At 37.2% G+C, this 22,117-nt stretch carries 18 protein-coding genes and 1 pseudogene; 5 read left to right on the top strand and 14 right to left on the bottom strand.

Going from position 1 to position 22,117, the window contains the following annotated elements; translation table 11 throughout:
- Nucleotides 1-135: 135 nt before the first annotated feature.
- A complete protein-coding gene (gene pnuC / locus AC4BC3_RS02355; protein ID WP_206910633.1) occupies nucleotides 136-885 on the top strand; it encodes a nicotinamide riboside transporter PnuC in 750 nt (249 codons plus the stop codon).
- A 202-nt stretch (nucleotides 886-1,087) separates the two neighbouring features.
- Here the strand turns inward: pnuC and AC4BC3_RS02350 are convergent, their stop codons facing one another.
- The 5 genes from AC4BC3_RS02350 to AC4BC3_RS02330 all read right to left on the bottom strand — a co-directional run bounded on the left by AC4BC3_RS02350 (nucleotide 1,088) and on the right by AC4BC3_RS02330 (nucleotide 5,713).
- Nucleotides 1,088-2,371: a hypothetical protein gene (locus AC4BC3_RS02350; RefSeq protein WP_490466868.1), complete on the bottom strand. Its 1,284-nt coding sequence runs from the start codon at nucleotides 2,369-2,371 to the stop codon at nucleotides 1,088-1,090.
- An 83-nt stretch (nucleotides 2,372-2,454) separates the two neighbouring features.
- Complete coding sequence (pcp, locus tag AC4BC3_RS02345; protein ID WP_206910628.1) at nucleotides 2,455-3,099, bottom strand: pyroglutamyl-peptidase I; 645 nt, start codon at nucleotides 3,097-3,099, stop codon at nucleotides 2,455-2,457.
- Nucleotides 3,100-3,115: 16 nt separating this feature from the next.
- Nucleotides 3,116-4,060: a DUF979 domain-containing protein gene (locus AC4BC3_RS02340; RefSeq protein WP_206910625.1), complete on the bottom strand. Its 945-nt coding sequence runs from the start codon at nucleotides 4,058-4,060 to the stop codon at nucleotides 3,116-3,118.
- A gap of 1 nt (nucleotide 4,061) precedes the next feature.
- On the bottom strand, nucleotides 4,062-4,751 hold the full coding sequence (locus tag AC4BC3_RS02335) for a DUF969 domain-containing protein (RefSeq protein ID WP_206910623.1): 690 nt from the start codon (nucleotides 4,749-4,751) through the stop codon (nucleotides 4,062-4,064).
- A gap of 173 nt (nucleotides 4,752-4,924) precedes the next feature.
- Nucleotides 4,925-5,713, bottom strand: coding sequence for a TraX family protein (locus tag AC4BC3_RS02330; RefSeq protein ID WP_490466867.1), 789 nt, complete (start codon nucleotides 5,711-5,713; stop codon nucleotides 4,925-4,927).
- 283 nt (nucleotides 5,714-5,996) lie between these two features.
- On the opposite strand from AC4BC3_RS02330, the gene AC4BC3_RS02325 reads away from it, so the two are divergent.
- Nucleotides 5,997-6,317, top strand: a complete 321-nt coding sequence (locus tag AC4BC3_RS02325; protein ID WP_067485163.1) for a DMT family transporter — start codon at nucleotides 5,997-5,999, stop codon at nucleotides 6,315-6,317.
- A gap of 220 nt (nucleotides 6,318-6,537) precedes the next feature.
- Here AC4BC3_RS02325 and AC4BC3_RS02320 read toward each other — a convergent pair whose 3' ends face one another.
- On the bottom strand, nucleotides 6,538-7,965 hold the full coding sequence (locus AC4BC3_RS02320) for a basic amino acid/polyamine antiporter (RefSeq protein WP_490466866.1): 1,428 nt from the start codon (nucleotides 7,963-7,965) through the stop codon (nucleotides 6,538-6,540).
- A 208-nt stretch (nucleotides 7,966-8,173) separates the two neighbouring features.
- Here AC4BC3_RS02320 and nrdI point away from each other — a divergent pair, with 208 nt between their 5' ends.
- Nucleotides 8,174-8,629, top strand: coding sequence for a class Ib ribonucleoside-diphosphate reductase assembly flavoprotein NrdI (nrdI, locus tag AC4BC3_RS02315; protein ID WP_206910617.1), 456 nt, complete (start codon nucleotides 8,174-8,176; stop codon nucleotides 8,627-8,629).
- Nucleotides 8,630-8,827: 198 nt separating this feature from the next.
- On the opposite strand, the gene AC4BC3_RS02310 is transcribed toward nrdI, so the two are convergent.
- The 6 genes and pseudogenes from AC4BC3_RS02310 to AC4BC3_RS02285 all read right to left on the bottom strand — a co-directional run bounded on the left by AC4BC3_RS02310 (nucleotide 8,828) and on the right by AC4BC3_RS02285 (nucleotide 16,412).
- A complete protein-coding gene (locus AC4BC3_RS02310) occupies nucleotides 8,828-10,777 on the bottom strand; it encodes a glucose PTS transporter subunit IIA (protein WP_490466865.1) in 1,950 nt (649 codons plus the stop codon).
- 13 nt (nucleotides 10,778-10,790) lie between these two features.
- On the bottom strand, nucleotides 10,791-11,687 hold the full coding sequence (murQ, locus tag AC4BC3_RS02305; protein ID WP_206910613.1) for an N-acetylmuramic acid 6-phosphate etherase: 897 nt from the start codon (nucleotides 11,685-11,687) through the stop codon (nucleotides 10,791-10,793).
- The gene (locus AC4BC3_RS02300; RefSeq protein ID WP_490466864.1) at nucleotides 11,674-12,750 is read right to left on the bottom strand and encodes a DUF871 domain-containing protein; all 1,077 of its coding nucleotides are present in this window, start codon (nucleotides 12,748-12,750) and stop codon (nucleotides 11,674-11,676) included. Before AC4BC3_RS02300 ends, murQ begins: the two co-directional genes overlap by 14 nt.
- Before the next feature lie 158 nt (nucleotides 12,751-12,908).
- On the bottom strand, nucleotides 12,909-13,436 hold the full coding sequence (locus AC4BC3_RS02295; RefSeq protein ID WP_490466863.1) for a histidine phosphatase family protein: 528 nt from the start codon (nucleotides 13,434-13,436) through the stop codon (nucleotides 12,909-12,911).
- 98 nt (nucleotides 13,437-13,534) lie between these two features.
- Nucleotides 13,535-15,040, bottom strand: coding sequence for an Lsa family ABC-F type ribosomal protection protein (locus tag AC4BC3_RS02290; protein WP_490466862.1), 1,506 nt, complete (start codon nucleotides 15,038-15,040; stop codon nucleotides 13,535-13,537).
- A gap of 254 nt (nucleotides 15,041-15,294) precedes the next feature.
- Nucleotides 15,295-16,412 (bottom strand): annotated as a pseudogene (locus tag AC4BC3_RS02285) (glycerate kinase).
- A 157-nt stretch (nucleotides 16,413-16,569) separates the two neighbouring features.
- On the opposite strand from AC4BC3_RS02285, the gene AC4BC3_RS02280 reads away from it, so the two are divergent.
- Nucleotides 16,570-17,511 carry a 2-dehydropantoate 2-reductase gene (locus AC4BC3_RS02280; protein WP_490466861.1) on the top strand — a complete coding sequence of 314 codons (942 nt, stop codon included), beginning with the start codon at nucleotides 16,570-16,572 and terminating at the stop codon, nucleotides 17,509-17,511.
- A 58-nt stretch (nucleotides 17,512-17,569) separates the two neighbouring features.
- On the opposite strand, the gene AC4BC3_RS02275 is transcribed toward AC4BC3_RS02280, so the two are convergent.
- Complete coding sequence (locus AC4BC3_RS02275; RefSeq protein ID WP_206910597.1) at nucleotides 17,570-18,475, bottom strand: WaaS/CpsH family glycosyltransferase; 906 nt, start codon at nucleotides 18,473-18,475, stop codon at nucleotides 17,570-17,572.
- A 258-nt stretch (nucleotides 18,476-18,733) separates the two neighbouring features.
- On the opposite strand from AC4BC3_RS02275, the gene AC4BC3_RS02270 reads away from it, so the two are divergent.
- Nucleotides 18,734-20,074 (top strand): amino acid permease, encoded by a 1,341-nt coding sequence (locus AC4BC3_RS02270; RefSeq protein ID WP_490466860.1) that lies wholly within the window; start codon nucleotides 18,734-18,736, stop codon nucleotides 20,072-20,074.
- A gap of 262 nt (nucleotides 20,075-20,336) precedes the next feature.
- On the opposite strand, the gene nhaC is transcribed toward AC4BC3_RS02270, so the two are convergent.
- Entirely contained in the window at nucleotides 20,337-21,740 is a 1,404-nt protein-coding gene (gene nhaC / locus AC4BC3_RS02265) for a Na+/H+ antiporter NhaC (RefSeq protein WP_206910595.1), read from the bottom strand.
- Nucleotides 21,741-22,117 lie beyond the last annotated feature (377 nt).

The following is a 22,117-nucleotide window of genomic DNA, read 5'->3' as shown; positions in this document are numbered from 1 at the left end:
AAATTTAAAATAAAAATATCATAACACAGATTTTTTTTAATTGTAAGACTAGATTTTATCATTTAAAAGCATACAATAGATTGTGGTAAAAAAATCTAGAGACACTACATTTTGTGTCTAAAGGAGTTCTTATACATGAAATCATATTTTCATTTTCTAGCTCATCAGCTAAAAGGCTGGCCTCAACAAAATTATTATCTTTTCTTTTTTAGTCTGGGATGTCAAATAATGACACTCGTGAATAGCCCTATTACTTGGCTATCGATTATTGCCTTTATCGGAACTAATTTAGGTGTTTTATGTATTCTATCGATCAACGCTGCGAAATCTGTGAATGGTGTCTTAGGCATTTTATCTGCCATTTGTTTCATCATTGTTGGCTTTTCAGCTAAAAATTATTTAAGTATTGGTGAACAGATTGCTTATATGGTGACATTGGACATTCCGGTTTTGTTAAGTAAAGAATGGAACCACAATATGGCTTCAAAAATTCGTAAATTTACTGGTAAAAGTTGGTTCATCGCAATTATCGGCACAATTCTTGTTTATTTTGTTTCAGGCTTCTTGATTGGTCGTTATACTGACGATCCTCGTCCTTGGATTGATGCAATTGCTTTTTCAATCAGTCTTTCAGCTGGTATCATTAGCTTCTTGCGATACAACAATCAATACTATTGGTGGTTAGCTTCTGGTCTAGCTCAAATGGTTCTTTGGTATGTATCGTTTACACATGGTTCTGCAAGTCTAGCAATGTTTGTTAACAGCTCTGTTTACTTATTAAACGATGTTTTGGCCTTTACAGTTTCTCCTTGGTACAACCAAAAAGAACGTGAAAGAATGCAAAAAATGGAAGAAGAATATTATCAGACGCATCAACATGCATAAGGTTGTGGCGCAAAACGTTCAACTCCGACTAGATAGCGAACAGACACTCAAAATAGCTTTTCATATTTTGATGTGAATGCAAGCTATATTGAGGAGTTGTTTTGGGAACACCGTGGATAAAGGTTGTGGCGCAAAACGTTCAACTCTGAAAACATCTTGAAACAAAAAAAACTACTGTGACTTTTTCGTCACAGTAGTTTTTTTATAACAATTCTTTCAATAGTGATTTAACTTCTGGCTTTTCTAAATAAAGAGAATGTTCTAATTTTTGATAATAATCTAACGCTTTTTTTTGTTCTTTTGAAAAAACATACTCTCGTTGTTCAAAATCAACAAGCACTTCAGCGATTTTTTGGTTGTGGAGCGAGTGAGCAAGGCCTTTCCATTCTTGTGTGCCTACCTGTTTACTGGTTGATTTGACTTTAGCGGTCGGCGAGGATTCTCGACGTAGGGCTTTTAAAAACCCATTACGGATCACTCTTGGCAAACTATCAAAAAAACCTTCTGTAAATCCATAACAAGCATACTTTTCCCAAATCAAGGTGTAGATAGCCGGTTGGATAAAACGCTGTTGTTGTGCACACTCCCTCGCTTCAGCTAACTGATGTGTTGGTTGTTCTCGATTAAACAAACGCAGTTCCGCAATAAACGAGTCAAAGTAACTGACTGGTAATTTCGCCTTTGTATCTCGCAAGACAACTTGCCAATCTTTTCGCAAAAATGAACGGTAATTTGTCAGAAATTCTTCAACGTCCCTCGTTAGTTCTTCTGTAAAATCCTCAAATAATTCCTTCTTTGCTCGACTTTTCTTTGGTTGATTGGCAATCTGTTCCCCCATTTTTTTGATTTCATGCGCTAGTGCCTGATAGTCTGCTAAATAAATAGGCATCTGTGCTTGTCGAAAATCTGCTACTCGTTTAGCCAGATGAACGTCTGGCAAATACGGCCGTTTTATTCGTCGATTGTGGTACAAAGAAAAGAGATATTCTTGCCACAACTCTTCTGGAAATTCGATATTTTGTTGTTTTAGCCATAGTAGCTCATCCAATGCTAAATCAACTTTTGTCATCCCTTGATGGATTGAACTCGCGATTGTTGGTGAAACGTGCAAATGTTCGGCAAAGTGATTGATTCCTAGTTTTAGAATTTTTCCTGTTTTTGGCGATTTAACGATGTATTGAACTTTTAATTCTCGCCCACAATCACAATATAACTTTTCTTGTCTTCGGGAAGTCCGAAAAAAAGGATTGATTTTAAAATCAGCAAATACCCAGTCTGTAGCAGCTAAATAATTTTCTTCCATAAAGCGTGAATTGATTAAATAGCGCCGATATTGATCAACTAATTGGCGTTGTGATTTCGTCAATCGTTCATAAATTTCAAAGCGTTGATTGCTGGTATATTGTTTTGATACTTTGATTGGATAATTCTTTTTGTTTAGTTCTTTGGGAAACCATTCTTCAAACACTGCTTTCCATTCTTCCATAACGTTTCCCCCTTAAAAAAGAAGCTGAGAACTAACGATTCGTTAGTTGCCAGCCTCTACCTCTACTATTTGATTGCTAATTATTAGTGAGTCGTACCTGCATTACCAGAAATATCGTGTTCATTTTCAATTGCAGCTTCAACCGCATATGTTAATGAATCGGCAATATCATCTAATGACATAGAAGCTGTACCTACTGGGCGATCAATTACTTGATCAGGTGAAAATGGCACATGGATAAAGCCACCACGAATGGTTGGAAATTCTGTGTGAAGGACATGTAATAAACGATACATGATATCATTGCAGACAAACGTTCCTGCAGTATAAGAGATATATGCTGGTAGTCCGTGATCGTGAACATTTTTAGTCATTGCTTTGATTGGCAATGTAGTGAAATAAGCGGCTGGTCCATCTTCTTCCAATACCGTATCAAATGGTTGGTTTCCTTCATTATCAGGAATACGCGCTTCTGCTAGATTGATTGCTACTCGTTCAAATGAAACGGCTGAGCGACCTCCTGCTTGTCCAACACAGATAACAATTTCTGGTTGATGTTCTTTAATGGCTTCTCTAACTACTTGGCTACTTTTGCCAAATACAGTCGGTACTTCTAATTTGATAATTTCTGCTCCCGCAATCTCTGCGGGCATTTTTTTTACAGCTTCATATGCTGGATTTACTTTATCGCCGCCAAATGGATCAAAACCTGTTACTAATACTTTCATCTTTTGTTCCTCCTAATTATTTAAATAAAATCATATAAGCAATTTGGAATACTAACATAAATAAAGCAATAAATAATTGATTTTTGATTACGCCGTACTTGTCTTTCATTTCTAACATAGCGACTGGCACAATATTAAAGTTTGCAGCCATCGGTGTCAAGAGTGTCCCACAAAAACCACAAGTCAAAGCAACCATTCCAATCAACGCTGGATTTGCTCCTTGACTAAAAACAAATGGTGCACCAATCCCAACCGTCATAACTGTAATTGCTGCGAAGGCATTCCCCATAATTACTGTGAAGATAACCATTCCCACTGCATAGATAATAATCCCAATATTCACGTTTCCTTCAGGAACAATCGTACCGACAGCATTTGAAATCACCGTTCCTACTCCTGCGCTAGTAAACACAGCACCTAATGAAGCAAGTAACATTGGCAACATACTCAACGGACCAACTGTTCCTAACATATCAGCTGCATCATCTAAGAACGTGGTAGGCTGATTGTCGCGAGAAAAGAACATCAAGATTGCCATCGCTGCAAAGACGCCGACACCAACACCGACTAAAGCACCTAACTTAGTGAACAAGGCAAACAGAATTGCAAATACCCCAATACTTAACGCTGGAATAAAAATTTTCATGCCTAGTTTACTTGACATTTTTTCCATATATTCTTTTGAAGGCAAGTGGCTGTCACCTTTGCTGACTCTTTTCGCAATGGCCGGAATCGTCATAGCAAAAATCAAGATACCACTTACTAGCGGTGGCAGCCATCGACCAGCCGCAATCACGACACCTAATGTTGCCCAAAAAAAGGCCGAGCCATAGCGATGCGGATTCGTTTTATCAAGTAGATTTCGTAGCCCTGTATAAATCAAGACTAGACCCATGATGATATATAAAATTTCAAGTAATTTATCACTTAATAAAATAGCAGGATTCGTAAAAAAATTCATCTTATTGCTCCTTTTCTTGAGAATAGTACTTCTTCGCTAATTTCTTTTCTTTCAAATAGAAATAAATGCTAGAAACAACTAATGCCGTAAGGGCTACTGGTACTTCAACCAAGGCTAGTTGTCCTAAAGTCACTTCGTAACCTAAATCTTTTAGTGTTGATTGTACAAGCAAGGCGCCCGCACCACCAATAAATAAAACTTGTCCAAAGAACCAGCAAATATTTTCCATAGCAGATGCCATTCCTTTAAGCTCTTCTTCGTGTTCTGGGTGAACTTTCAGTCCTTTTGATTCAACGGTACCTAATGCCATTGGTAAAATAATTGGACGAACAAAACCTGCAACGCCCCCAAAGCTTACATTAAATGCCGCAAAAATCATTCGGAAAACTCCGTAAATATCGATGATCATGCCAGCTGAAACTTTTTTAAATCGTTGGATCAAAGCGGCAGCAGACTCTTTCAGCCCATTTCTTTCTAACGTTCCGGTTGCTAACATGATAATAATAAAAATAGCCATTCCTCGATTATTTACAAAGCTGGTTCCTAATAATTCAAGCATGCCATTAATCCCTAAACCACCTGTTAAAGCAGTCACGACTAAAGCAACCATCACAATCAAGATTGAATCTAATTTTAGTGCAAAACCAATAATAACAATTAAAACGCCTAAAAGGCTCAGATAATTCTCCATTTGTTTTCATCCCCCAAATAACAAGATATTTTTTAATTATAAAACAAATCCGAATGAAAATATAGATGAAATCAAATGAAAAAACTTCAATGTGCGAAAATTCTGTCAATTGGTTGTCAAAATCAAAAAAACTGTAATCAGTCACACAACGATTACAGTTTTTTATAAGAACTTTAGCCTATCAAGTAGAAGATAAAATAAATGATCCAAAGGTGAACAGGATAAAAAACATAGAAGAAATATTTATTCCATTTACTACCTGTTCCACCTAATTGTCCATTATACAATCCAATTAATGGAACAACTGTCACCATCATAAATTCGTTATCAAAAGTTAAATAACCATACAAACTTTGATATACCGGCATCTGGACATAACTAGCAATAGCTAGGCCAAGTAAAATCATAGTATAAACAAAAATACCGATGAATAATTTGTTTCTTTGCCTTTCTTCTTGGAAAACAAACATCATAAGCATCATTGGAATCAGATAGATCCCTCCTTCTGATGCTGCCGTGAGTACAAGCAAAACTAAAAATGTCAAAATCAAAATAGTTCTTCGACCTACACTGCTTTGTTTCATGACAGCTAGCACCCACATCATACAAAACAAAAGAAATAGCGTAAGAAAAATATTATGCGGCCCTAAAAACAAAAAGTAATTAGGTTGATGTGTCAAAGGATCAATATAAGCGCCTGTCAGCAATTGATACACGACATTTCCACTTGCCGTGACAAGTGCCGCCAAGCCCAAACGCTTCGCATACTTTGCTCGACTCCGTGTATGCCTGAACCCTTCTACTAATAAGAAGACAAATAATGGTGCAACAAATCTCCCTAACCAAGCTACCCACAAGGGAAAACCTAACTGTGACCCAAAATAACTATTTACGTGATCCACGACCATAAAAACAATTGCGAACCATTTTAATTGAAAACTATTTATTCCTTTAAAAGCCACTCTTGAACCTCCAACGATTTTCATTATTTAATAACATTTGTCAAGTATACTAAGTAATAAGGAATGTCACCATTCTAAGAACAATTATTTCTCTTACAATTTTGTTGGATAATGTTTTTTTATCTTTAGAAATGCCAACGTATGTAAAATGTGCTATACTGACACTATCAATCGAATACAAAGCTGCCACCGGGTAGCATATGAGGATGATCATTCCGTTAGGTCTTTGAAGGAATGGTCCTCCTCTTTTTTGTGTTCAAAATTTTAGAAAGGAGCATTGGTTATGGCATGGTTAGAATTAATTGTAGCGGGGGTTCTAGAAGTATTCTGGTCAACAATGATGAAATGGAGTGATGGTTTTTCAAAAGTCAATTATTCGATCTATACGATTATTGGCATGATTGCCAGTTTTTATTTTTTATCAAAAGCCATCAAACACCTACCTATGAGTTTGTCTTATCCTATCTGGACAGGGATTGGAGCGCTGGGTTCCGTTATCATCGGTGTTGTCTTGTTTCATGACAAATTGAATACAGCAACTTGGCTTTTTGTCGGACTTTTATTGATTAGTATCGTTGGCATCAAAATGACAAGTGGTCATTAAAAAAGAAAAAAATGAATTCGGTCAATTTGCGTACGTTACGTCAAAAACAGCTATCATTTTTATTGATTTGTATTACACTATTAATAGTGTGCAAGTAGCTTTCCCCTTTTAAACAAAAAAGAAGGTAACTAAGGTTCTTCCCCTTAGCTACCTTCTTTGTTTATTATTTCAAGACTTTCTATTCATAACTTTTTTCACTCTTTAAAGAACTTGCTATCAACTACACATGAAGTTTTCCTGTCCCAAATAGAAGTAAGGCTACGACCCCTACTAAAGTGACTAAAATCAACAAGAAGCGATCGATTTTCACATGGTCGACTGGTTGTTCCTGCTCTTTTCTAGCTTGAAGATAGAAGTAAATACCTGGCAAGAAAAGAACTAAAACGAGCATGACTTCATTAAAAGCAACAACAAACATTGCCCAAACTTGAAAGGCACTTGCTAATAATCCAATCAAAAACTGTCCGATTTCACGACGTTGATAAGACAACTTCATTTGATACAATCCAAGAAATAACCACGTAAAGAAAATTGCTGCCGTCCCCAAAGTATACGCAAAATTATACGCACTATCCGTAAATAAAAGTGATAACAAGAAGACATTTGTACATAACGTTGTTAAAACAATTGCGAAAGTCGGCGCACCTTGCGCATTTACTTTGCCCCAACTGTTTGGCAACAGACCATCCTGTGCCATATTACGCATTGTTTCTACTGGCAAAATCGTCCACGAAAGCCATACACCAAATAAAGAAATGATCAAACCACCATTTATCACGATGGCTCCCCATTTACCAACCATTTTCTCAAACACGTATCCCATAGCTGGTTGTGTTTGGATCGATTGAAGTTCTTTCATGGGCATCGTTCCGTATGGAAGCATGGAAACTAACACATAAATCAAAATTAAGCCAAGAATCCCTAAAATCGTTGCTTTCCCAACATCTGATTTTTTCTTTGCACGCGAACCAACAACAGATGCTCCTTCGATCCCGACAAAGACCCAGAGCATTACCATGATACAACTTAAAATTTGACTTGAAAATGGAACAACTTGCCCATTGGCTGTCAAAATAATATCACTTGAAAAGTTTGCAATAAATTGTTGAATCGAGAACGTACTGATTGCTACAACAATGAACAAAAAGAGTGGCACTAATTTACAAATCGTCACGATTGCATTTACGATACTCGCATTTTCTACGCCACGATTGACCAACCAAGCATATCCCCAAAGTAAAAGAGTGCTCATCACCACGGAAGGAATATTTTGGCCACCAGCAAATACTGGGAAAAAATAGCCCAATGCACTCATCAGTAACGTTGCAAAAGCAACATTTCCTAACCAACAAGTCAGCCAATAGCCCCAACCACTGATAAATCCTGCGAACCGACCAAAGCCCGCTTCCGCGTAGCTAAAGATTCCGCCTTCTAAATCTGGTCGTTTCTTGTTCAAATTGTTAATAGACAAAGATAACATCAACATTGCCGAGCCGACAAGTAACCAACTAAAGAGCGCTGCACCTCCTGCTGAACCAGAGATGTCCGTCATGATACCAAAAACGCCGCCTCCGATCGCCGAACCAATGACCATGGCAGCTAACGGAATTAGCCCGATCCCTTTTTTCTGTCGCTCTATCTCATTCATGCAAGTATCCTCCAAATAAAAAACCGCTTTTATCAAATTATAACAAACCACTGTTGCTTTTCGTCATTTCATCAAAACTCTCACAAAATTATTATTTTATACATTTTTTTCTAATTATTCACATAACACCGCATAAACATTCGCCTTTTTCTTTCTTCTGTTTCCTAAAAAACATGCTATACTAAACAGACGAATAGGAGGAACTCAAATGAACATTTTATATATCTCAATCTCTGGTAATACGCGTGCTTTCGCTCGTCACTTGATGGAATATGCACAAGAACAACATCAAGAAGATAACACTTTACCTGAAATCACGCTGAAAGAAATTCATGAAAATAGTGATTTTGAACAAGAAACTGAACCCTTCTTTACATTTGTTCCGACTTATTTGGAAGGCGGGAACGGAGTTGATAATGGTGATACTGAAATTTTGACTGAAACGATGCGTGAATATCTAGAATTTCAAAATAATTATCGCTATTGTTTAGGTGTTGTTGGTAGCGGCAACAAAAATTTCAATAATCAATATTGTTTAACAGCTAAACAATACGCGCAACAGTTTGGATTTCCTTTTTTAGCTGATTATGAACTACGTGGTACACCAACTGATGTGGCACAAATCTATCAAACATTGACTCAAGTGTTTGTTGACAATCAATAAACTAGAAGAACATTGATTAGGTAATAAACTTAACCAATTAACGATAAAAAGAATCGCCCGACGACACTTATAAAAGCGTCGTCGGGCGATTCTTTTCTTTGTTGCTTGCTGGAATTACTGTACGTTTGTTCAGATCAAAAAGTTTGAGTGGCTTCTCAATTATTTTTTCGGAGCTGATCGCTTGGAGCTACAACCTTCTTATACTGTTTTCACATCCATCACAGCTGTTTTAGCCTTCATTTCACCTGTTTTTTCTAGAACAAAATTTTCCACATGATCCATATTTGTCAAAAGAACCATCATTGACGTTTCTTTTCCAGCAGCTTTGATTGCATCAAGATCAGCATTTGCTACCAATGTATCAGTCGTCACTTTTTGTCCTTCTGTCACTTTCACATCAAATGGCGCCCCACCAAGATCAACAGTATTGATTCCCATATGAAGTAATACTTCGATTCCATTTTGTGTTGTAATACCAATTGCGTGTTTTGTTGGGAAGACGGATTGAACTGTACCAGCAACTGGAGAATAAATTTGTCCGTTAGTTGGTTCAACAAAAAATCCTTCTCCCATCATCTTTTGCGAAAAGACAGGATCACTTGCTTCTTCTAATGATAAAACTGTTCCATCAGCAACTGCTGTCAATACAACTTCATTTGTTGTTGCATTGCCACTTGTTTCTTCTGCTAACGCTTCTTTTTCTAATTGTTCTTTCGGAATTCCAAAGAAGAATGTTGCCACAAATCCGCCTACATAAGCTGCAAGTAAACCTAGAACATAGCCCCACCATTTACCATCTGAAATTAATGGAATCAATGCTGCACCTGAAGGCCCAATAGCAATCGCACCCACATTACCAATCATTCCAATCACTGCACCACCGATACCACCACCAATACATGCAGTGATAAATGGACGACCAAGTGGTAAAGTTACACCATAAATTAGTGGTTCACCAATTCCTAAGATACCAACCGGCAAAGCACCTTTGATCATTTCTGTTAATTCTTTATCTTTTTTACAACGAACCCATAAAGCTAACGCTGCACCAACTTGCCCAGCACCTGCCATCGCAAGAATTGGAAGCAATAGTGTACGACCTGTTTCATCAATCATTTGCACATGGATTGGTGTCAAAATTTGGTGTAATCCAAACATAACCATTGGTAAGAATAATGTTCCTAGAACAAACCCTGCAAATGCTCCGCCAACATTTAATACCCAATCGATTCCGCCGACCATGCCGTCTGAAATAAATCCAGCTAATGGCATAATCAAGAAGATTTCCACTAAGCCAATTGCGATCAGAGATAATGTTGGTGTCACGATGATATCAATTGAATCTGGTACCACTTTGTGTAATTTCTTTTCTACTATTGAAAGTAACCAAACAGCAAAAATTACACCAAGAATCCCACCTTGCCCCGCTGCCAAAGCTTCACCAGTAAATAAATTTTTCAATGGGGCTTCTGGATTCATTCCAGTTAGCATCACAACGGCACCAATTACCCCACCAAGAGTTGGCGTTGCACCGAAAACTTGTGCTGCGTTAATCCCCGTGTAGATGACTAAGTAGCTGAACATTCCATTTTTCAGGATATTCATTACATCGATATATTGTTGCCAAGTTGCTGCATCAAGACTTCCTGCTGTAACTAAGTTAGCCAATACAGCGGCAATCCCCGCAACAATCCCCGTTCCAACAAAAGCGGGAATCATTGGTACAAAGATATTAGAAATATCTTTTAAGATTGATTTGATTTTCGATGGTTTCTGTTTTGATTTTTGTGCTGCTTTCATTGCTTGTGCTCGTTCGTTCACCAAATCTTTGCCTGAATTTGCTGCGTGTTCTGCTGTAGCATGCTCTGGTAATTTTTCACCTAATTTCACACCCGCGAGATCAACCATTTGTTGAGCAACTTTGTTTACTTTCCCAGGGCCGATGATTACTTGTAGTTGTTCATCTTCAACAACACCTAAGACACCTGGAATCGCTTTTAATTTTTCTATGTCAACGAGTTCATCATCTTTGATTTTCATTCGTACGCGTGTCATGCAGTGGACAATGCTTTCAACATTGTCCATTCCACCAGATTCTTCATAAATACGTTTTGCTAGTTCTTCTAAAGTCAATTCATTTTTAGCCATCAGTTGCTCCCCCTTATAAGGTTCCTTTTACAAAACCATTTGCCTCAACTAATTTATCCTGCGCTGTTTCTTTATCACTATTTGTTAAAATCATAACGATTGCTAATTTAACATTTTGTTCTGCTTCATTAAAGTATCGCTCAGCAGTTTCATAGTCAACTTCTGTTGCTTGCATGATAATTCGTTTTGAACGTTCCACTAATTTTTCGTTGGTTGGTTTAACATCGACCATCAAATTATTGAAGACTTTTCCAATACCAATCATGCTGATTGTTGAAATCATATTCAAAATCAATTTTTGAGCTGTCCCAGACTTCAGACGCGTTGAACCAGTCAAAAATTCTGGCCCTGCATCGACTTCGATTGGGAAATCTGCATGTTTACTGATTTCAGCATTTTTATTGCAAGAAATCGTTGCAGTTAACGCACCAATTGAACGTGCATAATCTAAACCGCCAATGACATAAGGTGTGCGTCCGCTTGCGGCAATCCCGATGACCATGTCATTTTTCGTTAAGTTTAAATGGATCAAGTCTTCTTCGCCAAGCTCGAATGAATCTTCTGCACCTTCAACAGCCACGGTCATTGCTGCCTCACCACCTGCGATTAAGCCAATCACCATTTCTGGCTCAACACCAAATGTTGGTACACATTCTGCTGCATCTAGTACACCTAAACGACCACTTGTACCTGCACCCATATAAATCAAACGTCCACCTTTTTTAAATGAGTCAATCGTGTGGGCAATCACTGGTTCAATACTGCCTAGTTCTTTTGCAACTGCTTCTGCGACTTTTTGATCTTCACGATTCATCAATTCAACCGCTTGGGTTACGCTCATCTCATCCAGTCCAAATGTTTCTTGGTTTCTACGTTCTGTTGTTAAGTTCTCTAAATTAATTTTGCTCATCTTTTCTTCCCTCTTTACGAATTAGTTGGTAGTTGGTACCTGCATGAATCTGTTGAATCAATGGCAAGTCTTCTGCAATCACTTGAGCCACGACATTCACTTTTTCATCAGCTGGTAAATTTCTTTTGATTACTTGAATCTCACCCATGTAACGAAGATAATTCTCATTGTCGATCGTAACGCTTCCGACTGTTCGTTCAATCGTTTGATTAGGTGAAATTGGCGGGATTTTCTTAAATCGTGCGTCAGCACTTCGAATGACATCTCTTGCTTCGTCTTGGCGATTAACGTGCGTTCCTAGGACTAATTCACTCAAGTTTTCATCAATTACTTCTACTTGTAATAAAATCATTTGTTCATTTTGATAAGTTGCAAATTGTCGTTGCACGCTTTCTGATAAACCTGCATCACCAATGTAAATCAAATCCGTTTTACACTCAGCTAACTCTAGAGCTGCTGCTAGTGGATGTACACCACGATGTTTTTCTAAAGTAGGTAATCCTTGATATAAAGGACCTCGTAAATCAGTATCACCAGCAACAAATCCTTGAATTGTAAATCCTTGATCAGCTAACCATTGATTTTTTTCTTGATACCATGATTTAGCTAAGCCCGTTTCTGGACGTGGATAGTAATTATGCCACGCTTCAAGATTAGAAAAATCTGCTTGATACCTTTTTAACTCGCTAATATCTTCTGGTGTGATCGTGCTAGCATTTAAACTAATCTTTAATTGATGTGACCAATCAGCAATCTGTTCATTTGATAATTCATAGTCCATTCGTAAACCGGTTACACCGATTTCTTTTAGTGGTGTTAGATCAGTGAAAGAAAATCCGGCTTGCTTCAACGCATCTCCTGAAATATCCACCATTAGTTCTAGCTGATTTTTTTTCGCTTCTTCACCCAATTCCCTTAGTCGTGCTTGATAAGCACTGACGTCATCTTCTGGAATATGCATCGAAGTAAAGATACCAATAAAACCGCTAGTTGCCATTTTATGAATGTACGCTTTCTTTTGCAGAGTTAATGGTTCATTCATAAATATTGAAAACCCAAACATGTTTATCCCTCGCTTTATGTATCCGTCTTCATTTCTATGAACAGAGTATAACGCTTAAGAAATGAAATTTCAATACTTTTGTAAAAATAATTAAATTTTATTTCTTTAACAGACAAAAAAATAGCGTGACTATTCTTTGTCACGCTACTTTTACTCATTTAGTTATAGGATAGTAATTCGGTATTTTCCACAAAGAAATCAAAAAATTTATCATTTGGCATTGGCGTAAAATAAGCATTGATTGCCCGGATCAACGCATTATGACAGACTAACAGATAAGTATTTTCTTCATCTGCTAGACATTCCTGTAAAACTGGTACTACACGCGCGTACATATCAAAGAGTGACTCACCTTCTGGAAATCGTACCCCAAATTCTAAACGTGCTTCTTGAAATATCGTTTCATTACTAGGCATGCCATCATATGCACCAAAATCCATTTCCATCAAACGTGCGTCAGATACTAGTGGCAAATCTATTTTATCAGCAACAGCTTGTGCTGTATCTTTTGCTCGTTGTAATGGCGAATGAATGATTTTAGTTACTGGCACCTCAAGTGTCGCAACTTTATCTGCTAATGCTTTTGCTTGCTGTCTTCCTTTTTCTGTTAAAGGAACATCTGCTCTTCCACAAACAAGTCCTTGAACATTCCAAGTAGTTTCTCCATGCCTAGTTACATATAACATCTCATAAAACTCCCTTTGCTCTTTGTCTTTGATTTTTACAAACTACCTACAACATACCAAAAGCTGGCAATAACGTCCACCTTTCAAGTAAATAAGAACTAGTTAATCGGCATTAAAGTAATCACTTGATTCGCGACTTTCTTCAAGAAAGTTTGGTCATGTTCCACAAAGAGCATTGCTGGTTTTATGCTGAGCAACAATTGCTCTAGTTGTTCTTGATTGAACACATCTAAATAATTCAAAGGTTCATCCCAAATATATAATTCAGCAGGTTGCGCTAACGATTTCGCTAACTCAACTTTTTTCCGTTGCCCCATACTCATTTGTTCGATTTTATTATGAAAGACTTCGCGTTCCATACCTAATTTTCGCAAATTGTTTAAGAAAGCTTGATAGTCCACTTGATTTTTTTCAGCAAATTCACTAAGTGTTCCACGATTATCTTCATAATTTTGGCGCACATAACTGATGCGAAGATTCTGAGGATAACTCACTTTTCCATCAGCAGTTCCTTGAAATTGATCGAGTAAGTAGTAAATTACTGAAGACTTTCCAGCACCATTTGGTCCCGCTAATGCAACTCGTTCCCCCTGTTCAACCGCAAAACTAATTTTTTTAAACAATGGTGACTCATAGCCCAATTGTAAATCTTCAACACTCAACAAACGTTTATGATAGGAAGGCTGATAATTCATTGTCAATGCATCGATATATTCAATATCTTTTAACAATTTTTCTTTTTCACCAATCTGGGTTTCCATTCGATTGACGATTGCCTTCGAGCGTTTCATTGTTCGAGCAGCGTCCGCCCCAATTGCTCCAAGGTTTTTTCGGCGGTCTTCCGTATCAACAAATCCAACACGCTTCTTCGTTTTATCGCCTTCACGGGAACGAGACCATTCTGCTTTTTCTGCAGCTGTTTTTTTTAATCGACTAACTTCTTTTTTTATTTTTTCATTCTGCGCCAATTCAAATTCATCACGAAGGCGTTTTTGTTCTTCATAAACAGTAAAATTTCCTTGATAGAGCTCTAACTGTGTTTTTTCAATTGCCAATACATGATCCACCACTTCGTCAATAAACGTTCGATCATGACTAACCACAATAAATCCTTGATGTTTCTTCTTCAAGTATTTTGCTACTTGTTGCCGACCTGCTAAGTCTAAATGATTCGTTGGTTCATCAATCAATGGAAAGTGCGCTTCGTCTACAAATAACAATGCCAATAAGACTTTTGTTTTTTCTCCACCAGAAAGAGTATCAAATGGACGCCACAATATTTCCGGATTTGTTCCCATCAAATTCAATTCGCGTTCAATTTCCCAAATCTCAAAGTCAGTCACATCAGTCAAGACATAATAAGTTAAGCGACTAGTATCTTGTGTTTTTTGCGGAAAATAGACAAATTCCTGTTGATGGATGATTTGTCCTTGATAAGGTAATTTGTTTTGTAAAATCATTAAGAGCGTTGTTTTACCACGACCATTTCGGCCAATCAATCCTAATTTCCATTGTGTATCGAAGTTTAAGTTCGCTTCATTAAAAATAGTTGTTTCTTGGTTATCATAACCAAAAGTTAGTTGTTTTATTTCAATTTTAGACATCAATCATTCACCTCGTAAAAAAAGCCCAGTCCTATTCTCAGAACTGGGCACAAGGGTATGGGCACAAAAAAAGATCCCTCCATTGAAAAACTAGCCAATCCTGAAAATCTGCACACTGTTCCCTTGTCTTCTCAAGGTACAGTCTGAATGCAGCTTCAATCAATTGACTTATTTTTTCAATGCACGGATCCCTCACTTTGGCTTATTTGCCTATTACGTTAACATAGAATTTAAATTTTTGTCAATCAAAAAAATTAACATTGGATAAGGTGACAAATATTTCCTGCCAAAATAGCAATATTTTCCATTGTTCGTTCATGTTCCATTGCCTCATCTAATCGAATTGGCCCTAATTGAATACTAAAAACTGCTGGTAAATAGTTGGTTAATTCACCTAGATCCGGCTGGCGACTACCACAAAAAGCAACAATCGGTTTATTGTATTTTTTTGCTAACACAGCGACACCATAAGGAACCTTTCCATGAATTGTCTGTTGATCGATTCTTCCTTCACCCGTAACAATCAAATCTGCCTGTTTGATTTTTTCTTCTAATCCAATCATTTGGCTAACTAATTCAAAGCCATTAATCATCTGTGCCCCAAGCAAAAATAACGCTCCACCTATGCCACCAGCTGCTCCACTTCCCGGAATTTTTTCAAGATCAATTTGATATTCCTTGGACCATTGTTCTGCTAGCTTTTTTGCTTGTTTATCTAAAAATTCAATTGTTTCAGGTGACGCTCCTTTTTGTTTCCCAAATAATCTTGCTGCTCCATATTCACCGGTATATGGACTAGTTACATCCGCAGCAATCCATAATTTTGTACGGAAAAAGTGTGCTTTACTTGCTTGAAGATCGACTTTTTTCGTTGTAAGCAATGGGTTGCCATCCGTTATGCCTTCTAGCTTTGCACCTAAAGATTGCAGTAAGCCCAACCCACCATCTGAACAGCCACTGCCACCTAGTGTAACAATCATTTCATCGACTTCCTGCGCTAGTGCGTCCTTAATCACTTCTCCCAATGCAAAACTAGAAGCTAGCCGAATCGTCTGATCGGTTGCCTGTTTCAGTAAATCAATTCCAATCACTTCAGCTGACTCAATCACCGCAATTTTTTTCCTTGCCACTGTGTAATCAAATAGCGACTTTCATGTTTTCTAAATAACAAATCGATTCCAGAAAAATTTTGCCATTTTCCGCCTAACGAGTGGAACAAAGCCTGCGCTGTTCCTTCTCCACCATCTGCAATAGGGATGTTCACCAACTGGTCAGCTGAGTGAACAGCTTGCCAACCTTGAGCAACTGCTTGATTTAATTCAAATGAAGTCGCGCTTCCCTTAAATGAATCAATTGCAACTAAAATATTCATTTACTTTCGCCTCCTAATGTACGATTTTGGGATTCTCTTTCTCTCAGTTAGACACTTTTATTCGTTTTTATCAAACAAAACAATCCTAATTTTTACACTTTTTCTATATACTAGAATAGAACTGTTTAAGAAACAAATTTCAAAGGAGAGATTTGACATGAAAATTGCTATCGCTGGTGCAGGCGCAATGGGTAGCCGAATCGGACTAATGCTTCATCAAAGTGGGAATGACGTGATTTTGATTGATCGTTGGCCTGCACATATTGAAGCTATTCGCAAAAATGGTTTGGTTGCAGACTTCAATGGGGAAGAAGTTGTTGCCAAAATCCCTATTTATTCACCTGAAGAAATGATTGAAAGTCACACACAAGTCGATTTGATCGTTGCCTTAACAAAAGCAAATCAATTAGACGACATGTTTCATGCGATTCAATCAATTATTACCGAGCAAACCCACGTTCTTTGTTTATTGAATGGCTTAGGACATGAAGACGTGTTAGAAAAATATGTACCGAAGAAAAATATTTTATTTGGTATCACGATGTGGACTGCCGGGTTGGATGGTCCAGGAAAAGTAACATTATTAGGCAATGGTGAAATCGAATTAGAAAATCTTGAACCTGAAGGCGAAGTGTTTGCGCATGAGATCGTTCGCATTTTTGATGAAGCAAACTTGAATCCTGTTTATAGCCGAAATGTTCGTTATTCGATTTGGCGTAAAGCTTGTGTCAATGGTACGTTAAATGCCTTATGTACGATTTTAGATTCCAACATCGCTGGCTTTGGTGAACAACCTGTCGCAAATGCCATCGTTGAAACGATTGTTGCAGAATTTGCCGCTGTTGCCGCTGAAGAAGGTATTCAACTTGACCAACCAGAAGTCAACGAGCATATTGCAGCAACTTATGATCCTGCCAATATCGGTCTTCATTATCCTTCAATGTATCAAGATTTAATCAAAAATCACCGTCTGACCGAAATCGACTACATTAACGGTGCTGTTTGGCGTAAAGGACAAAAATATGGTATACAAACACCCTATTGTGCTTTCTTAACACAACTCGTTCATGCAAAAGAAGGGCTTTTGGGCGCAAAATAAAAAAAAGAGCGTAAACCAAGTGGCTTACGCTCTTTTTAATGTATCTTTTTAATTACCTTCACTTTTTCAACCTTGCCAACAAATCTGCTTGATACTCGTAGCGCTCAAAAATTGATTCATCAATAGTTAAGAAACGCTGTGCCCAGTTTGGCGCATCAAAGAAATCAAGAATTTCTGGCGCAATTGGTTGATAAGCTTGGTTAAGGAATTCGGGTAACTCATCCAAAGACCGTTGCGACAATAAAAAGATATTATCTGGATGATAGCATTGATAATCAAAAATCACATCGTTTCCAGTCACTAATTTTTTCTGGAAGTATATAGATTCAAACGTTCGCAATGTCACACCCTGTTGTCCTGCGCGCAATAATTCCAAAATTCCTCGGCTTTTTGCCACTAATCTCAAATATTCCGAGTAACTTAAATAACCAGCTTGTTCGTTACCTCTCAATGGTAAAATAAAATAATTAGTGGTTACCGCCCTTGACGAAAATTCTGCTTGATACTGTTTTGCAATTTCCTTTCGACCATTGTCAGTCGCGCCAAAAAATAAATCTGTTGTGATTTGTTCCTGTGGTAATTGAACATTGGCAGAGTAAAAAGAGCTGTTATGTTTTAAACCTAACGTATGTGCTTCCAACGCATCAAAATGATAAACTTCATCAATTACTGATTCGTTTTGTATTTGCCTCAATAATTCATAATGTTCCTCTTTAAAGTGATTCCAAAAAAAGACGACAATTTTTGCACGTGTCAATGGACGAACTTGCATAGCCATCGCTACCTCAAATCCAAAATCCAAAAAAATAATCAGTTGATATTGGCGAAATTTAGCAGCATTTATTTGCAGAAACTGTTCGTCAAATAGCTCTTTCCCAGAAATCACTTCAAATGAATCAATGAAGGGAAAAAAATATAAGTTTTTGTCTTTCGCAACAAGTAAAATTTCATGATTGTCAGTCATTTTATTCTCCTCACTTTCCATAAAGAATTTTCCTAATCATAGCTCTTATAGAAATAGAAAAGCGAGTATTATGCTCTGAATTGATAAAAATTAATTTCTCTTTTTATCAATTCTTTTCATTTTTATCTTTTAATTTTATGATGATTTGATTAAAGTATCCAAAGAAATTTTTAGAATAGTTGAAATTGTCAGAATATTTGGTATTATTAAGCAATGTTATTTTTCATTCATGAAATATGTAAAGAAAAGAGGTTGTTTATGGAAAATACAAAATTAAAAAAACAAATGAGTTCACGTCATATTACAATGCTGGCATTAGGTGGCGCGATTGGTGCAGGTTTATTTAAGGGAAGTGGTGAAGCCATCAGCATCGCGGGGCCTTCCGTTTTATTAGCATTTGCTATTGGTGGGATTGTTTTATTTATTGTTATGACTGGTTTAGGAAAACTTGTCTTAGCTGGTGAGAACCAACATGGCTTGTCTGGGTTGATCCGCCCTTATCTTGGCGATCACTCTGCCGACTTTATTGACTGGGTTTACTGGTCACTATGGATGATCAATATTATTGCAGAAGCAGTCGCAGCGGCATCTTTTTTACAACTTTGGTTTCCTAATGTCCCTGCTTGGATCTTCGTATTGGTTTTAGCGCTCCTCACAACACTGATTAATCTTTATTCTGTGCGACTTTTTGCTGAAACAGAATATTGGCTAGCTTTTGCTAAAATCAGTGTCATTATTGCACTCATTCTTTTCGGACTTTATTTAGTTGGACAACAGATGTTTGGACATGGCGTTTTTCCCACCTTACAACAAATGACGAACCATGGTGGCTTTGCTCCACAGGGAATGAAAGGGGTCATTAATTCTTTATTAGTTGTGATTTATTCTTACGGTGGTTCTGAATTGATTGCTATTACGGTTAGTGAAGCAGACGATCCTAAAAAAGCCATCCCAAAAGCAGTCAAAGGTGTGATGGGACGAATTGTTTCCTTCTATATTATTCCTTTATTTCTACTTTTGATCATTTTCCCTTGGAACACACTTGCTGACAGCAACGTCAGTCCTTTCGTAATGGTTTTTGAAAAAATGAATATTCCATTTGCTGCGGACATTGTCAATTTTGTCATCGTTTTAGCTTTGTTTTCTTCCATCAATTCAGGCGTCTATGCAGCTTCACGTACACTGTTTTTCCGATTGAAGGATAAAACAGGTGCTGCAAAAACATTTGCGGTCTTAAACAAACATCAAGTCCCTCAACGTTCAGTGTTCTTTTGTACCAGCGTTCTTTACCTTGGTGTCATCCTTTCTTACTTTGTTGGTGATGAGTTATTTGGTTATCTAGCAGGCTCACTTTCTTACACCGTTTTAGTCATTTGGTTGATGATTGTTTCTGCTGCTTTTGTTCTTTCACTAAAGAAAGGTACTTTGTTCGATAAAAGCCTCAATCTTTTTGCGTTAGTTGCATTGTCGTTAATCTTCATTGGTATCCTAATGACCAATATACTTGGTGTTACTTTATTGACTGCTTTACTTTACTTAATTATTTTCTTTAGCTATCGAAAACCAAAGGAACCTTTAACTTTATCTGATAAATCCTAACAAAAAAGAAGGATGACAAACCTTTCGTCATCCTTCTTTTTTCTAATTACTTTAATGGTGTTTAAAAAGTAACTCCTCAATGTCGCTTGTATTCATTTCAAAATATAAAAAACTATTTTTGCTAGTCACTCATTTTTTTGGAACTAATCACTTAGAACCACAACTTTACTAGACAATTAGAGGGTAAAATCAACAACTTTTGATTTTACCCTCTAATCTTATTTTTCACGACCTATTCTTCCTGTTTTTAAATATGCCGCTCTTATTCAGAAACTAATTCTGTTTCATCTTCTGTTTCAATTTTTGAAATACCTAAACCAGTGAAAGCACTCACCATTGAAAAGACTGGCGATAACAAACTAAAGAAAACAAATGGTAGGTACGTTAACGTTGGAACACCAAACGTACTTGCCACGAAACTACCGGCAATCCCCCAAGGAACTAAGTAATTAATAACTGTCCCTCCATCTTCCAGTGTTCTTCCTAAAACGGTTGGATCAAGTCCAGCTTTTTTGAAGGTATCTTTAAATGCATTTCCTGGTAAAATGACAGATAAGAATTGTTCACCAATGAAAACATTGACCCCAATACTTGTTAATAATGTTGTAAAAATCAATTTTGGTGTGCTGGTCATTCGCTTAGAAACAACATCCATCACAGTTGAAATCAACCCAAATTCAATTAACAAACCACCTAGAGATAAAGTCAAGATGATCAATGCAACGGTCGGCATCATACTTTCGATTCCTCCGCGGCTTAGCAACGCATCAATTTGCTCATTCCCAGTATTTGCCACAAATCCTGATTCAATTACAGAAGCTAATTGATTCACAGATGTTTGTGGATTTTGAATAAAAATCATTCCTACTGCTACAGCAATATTCAATAAAATGGTTAAGATGGCTGGTACCTTTCGCCATGCACATACTAACATTAAAACAAGTGGAATCAACGACCAAAATGAAATTGTAAAATTGGCTTCCAACGTAGTTGTGACTTCACGGATAGCTGAAAGACTTGCACCTTTATCCGTATGACCCAAGAACATGAATAAGAAAAATGAAAGTACGAATGCCGGAACAGTTGACCACATCATATGTTTGATATGTTTAAATAAATCTGCATCGACAATCGCTGCTGCCAAGTTCGTTGATTCTGACAACGGAGACATCTTATCTCCAAAGACAGAACCAGAAACAATGGCTCCCACGACTAAAGCTGGACTTAGACCTAGCGTTGTTCCGATACCGAAAAAGGCAATACCAATCGTTGACATAACTGTAAAAGCACTACCAACTGCACTCCCTACAATCGCACAAACGACAAAGACAGATGGGACAAACCATTGAACACTGATCAAATCAAACCCAATCACCATCAAGGTTGGGATAATGCCCGCTTGAATCCAAACTGCGATCAATGAACCAACTAAAATAAAAATAAAAATCGGAATAATTCCTGGCTTGATTCCATTAATAATTCCCTCATGCAACCATTCTGAAGGGTATTTCTTTACAACAGCGTAAATCATGACCATCCCGATAGCTGCTAAAATGGCAATATTTGGTGAGATTTTCAATCCCACGACCCCAACTGCAATGCTCAATACGACGACTGCTAATACTAATGTTGCTTCTACAAAACTCGGATTTGCTTTTTTCTCCATGATAATTTCTCCTTTTTTAGTTAAAAATATTAGGTACTAAAAAAGAAATAATATCGAATCATCCCGCCACAATTCATTTTGGCTTCCTCCTCTGACTAAAAATAAAAAGACCCGTTTTCAACTAAGGACGAATTGCTCCGCGGTACCACCTTAATTAAAAACAGATCTGTTTTTCACTTTAAATAACATATTTTATTGTTTGAACTTTTCATGTAATTCGTTAACAAGGCTTGATCGGTTCGCAGCAACCACCGACTTTCTGAACAAAACACCTCTGCTACTACTGTTGAAAAGATGACTTTCATGAAGTTTACATCCTCAAGAAAAATTTGTCAACAAAAAAATCTGATTTATTTTTCTTCACTCAAAATAAAAGA

The organism is Enterococcus sp. AAFC-DPL-6103 (assembly GCF_058216595.1).
This window is presented reverse-complemented; position numbering and strand designations above follow the sequence as displayed.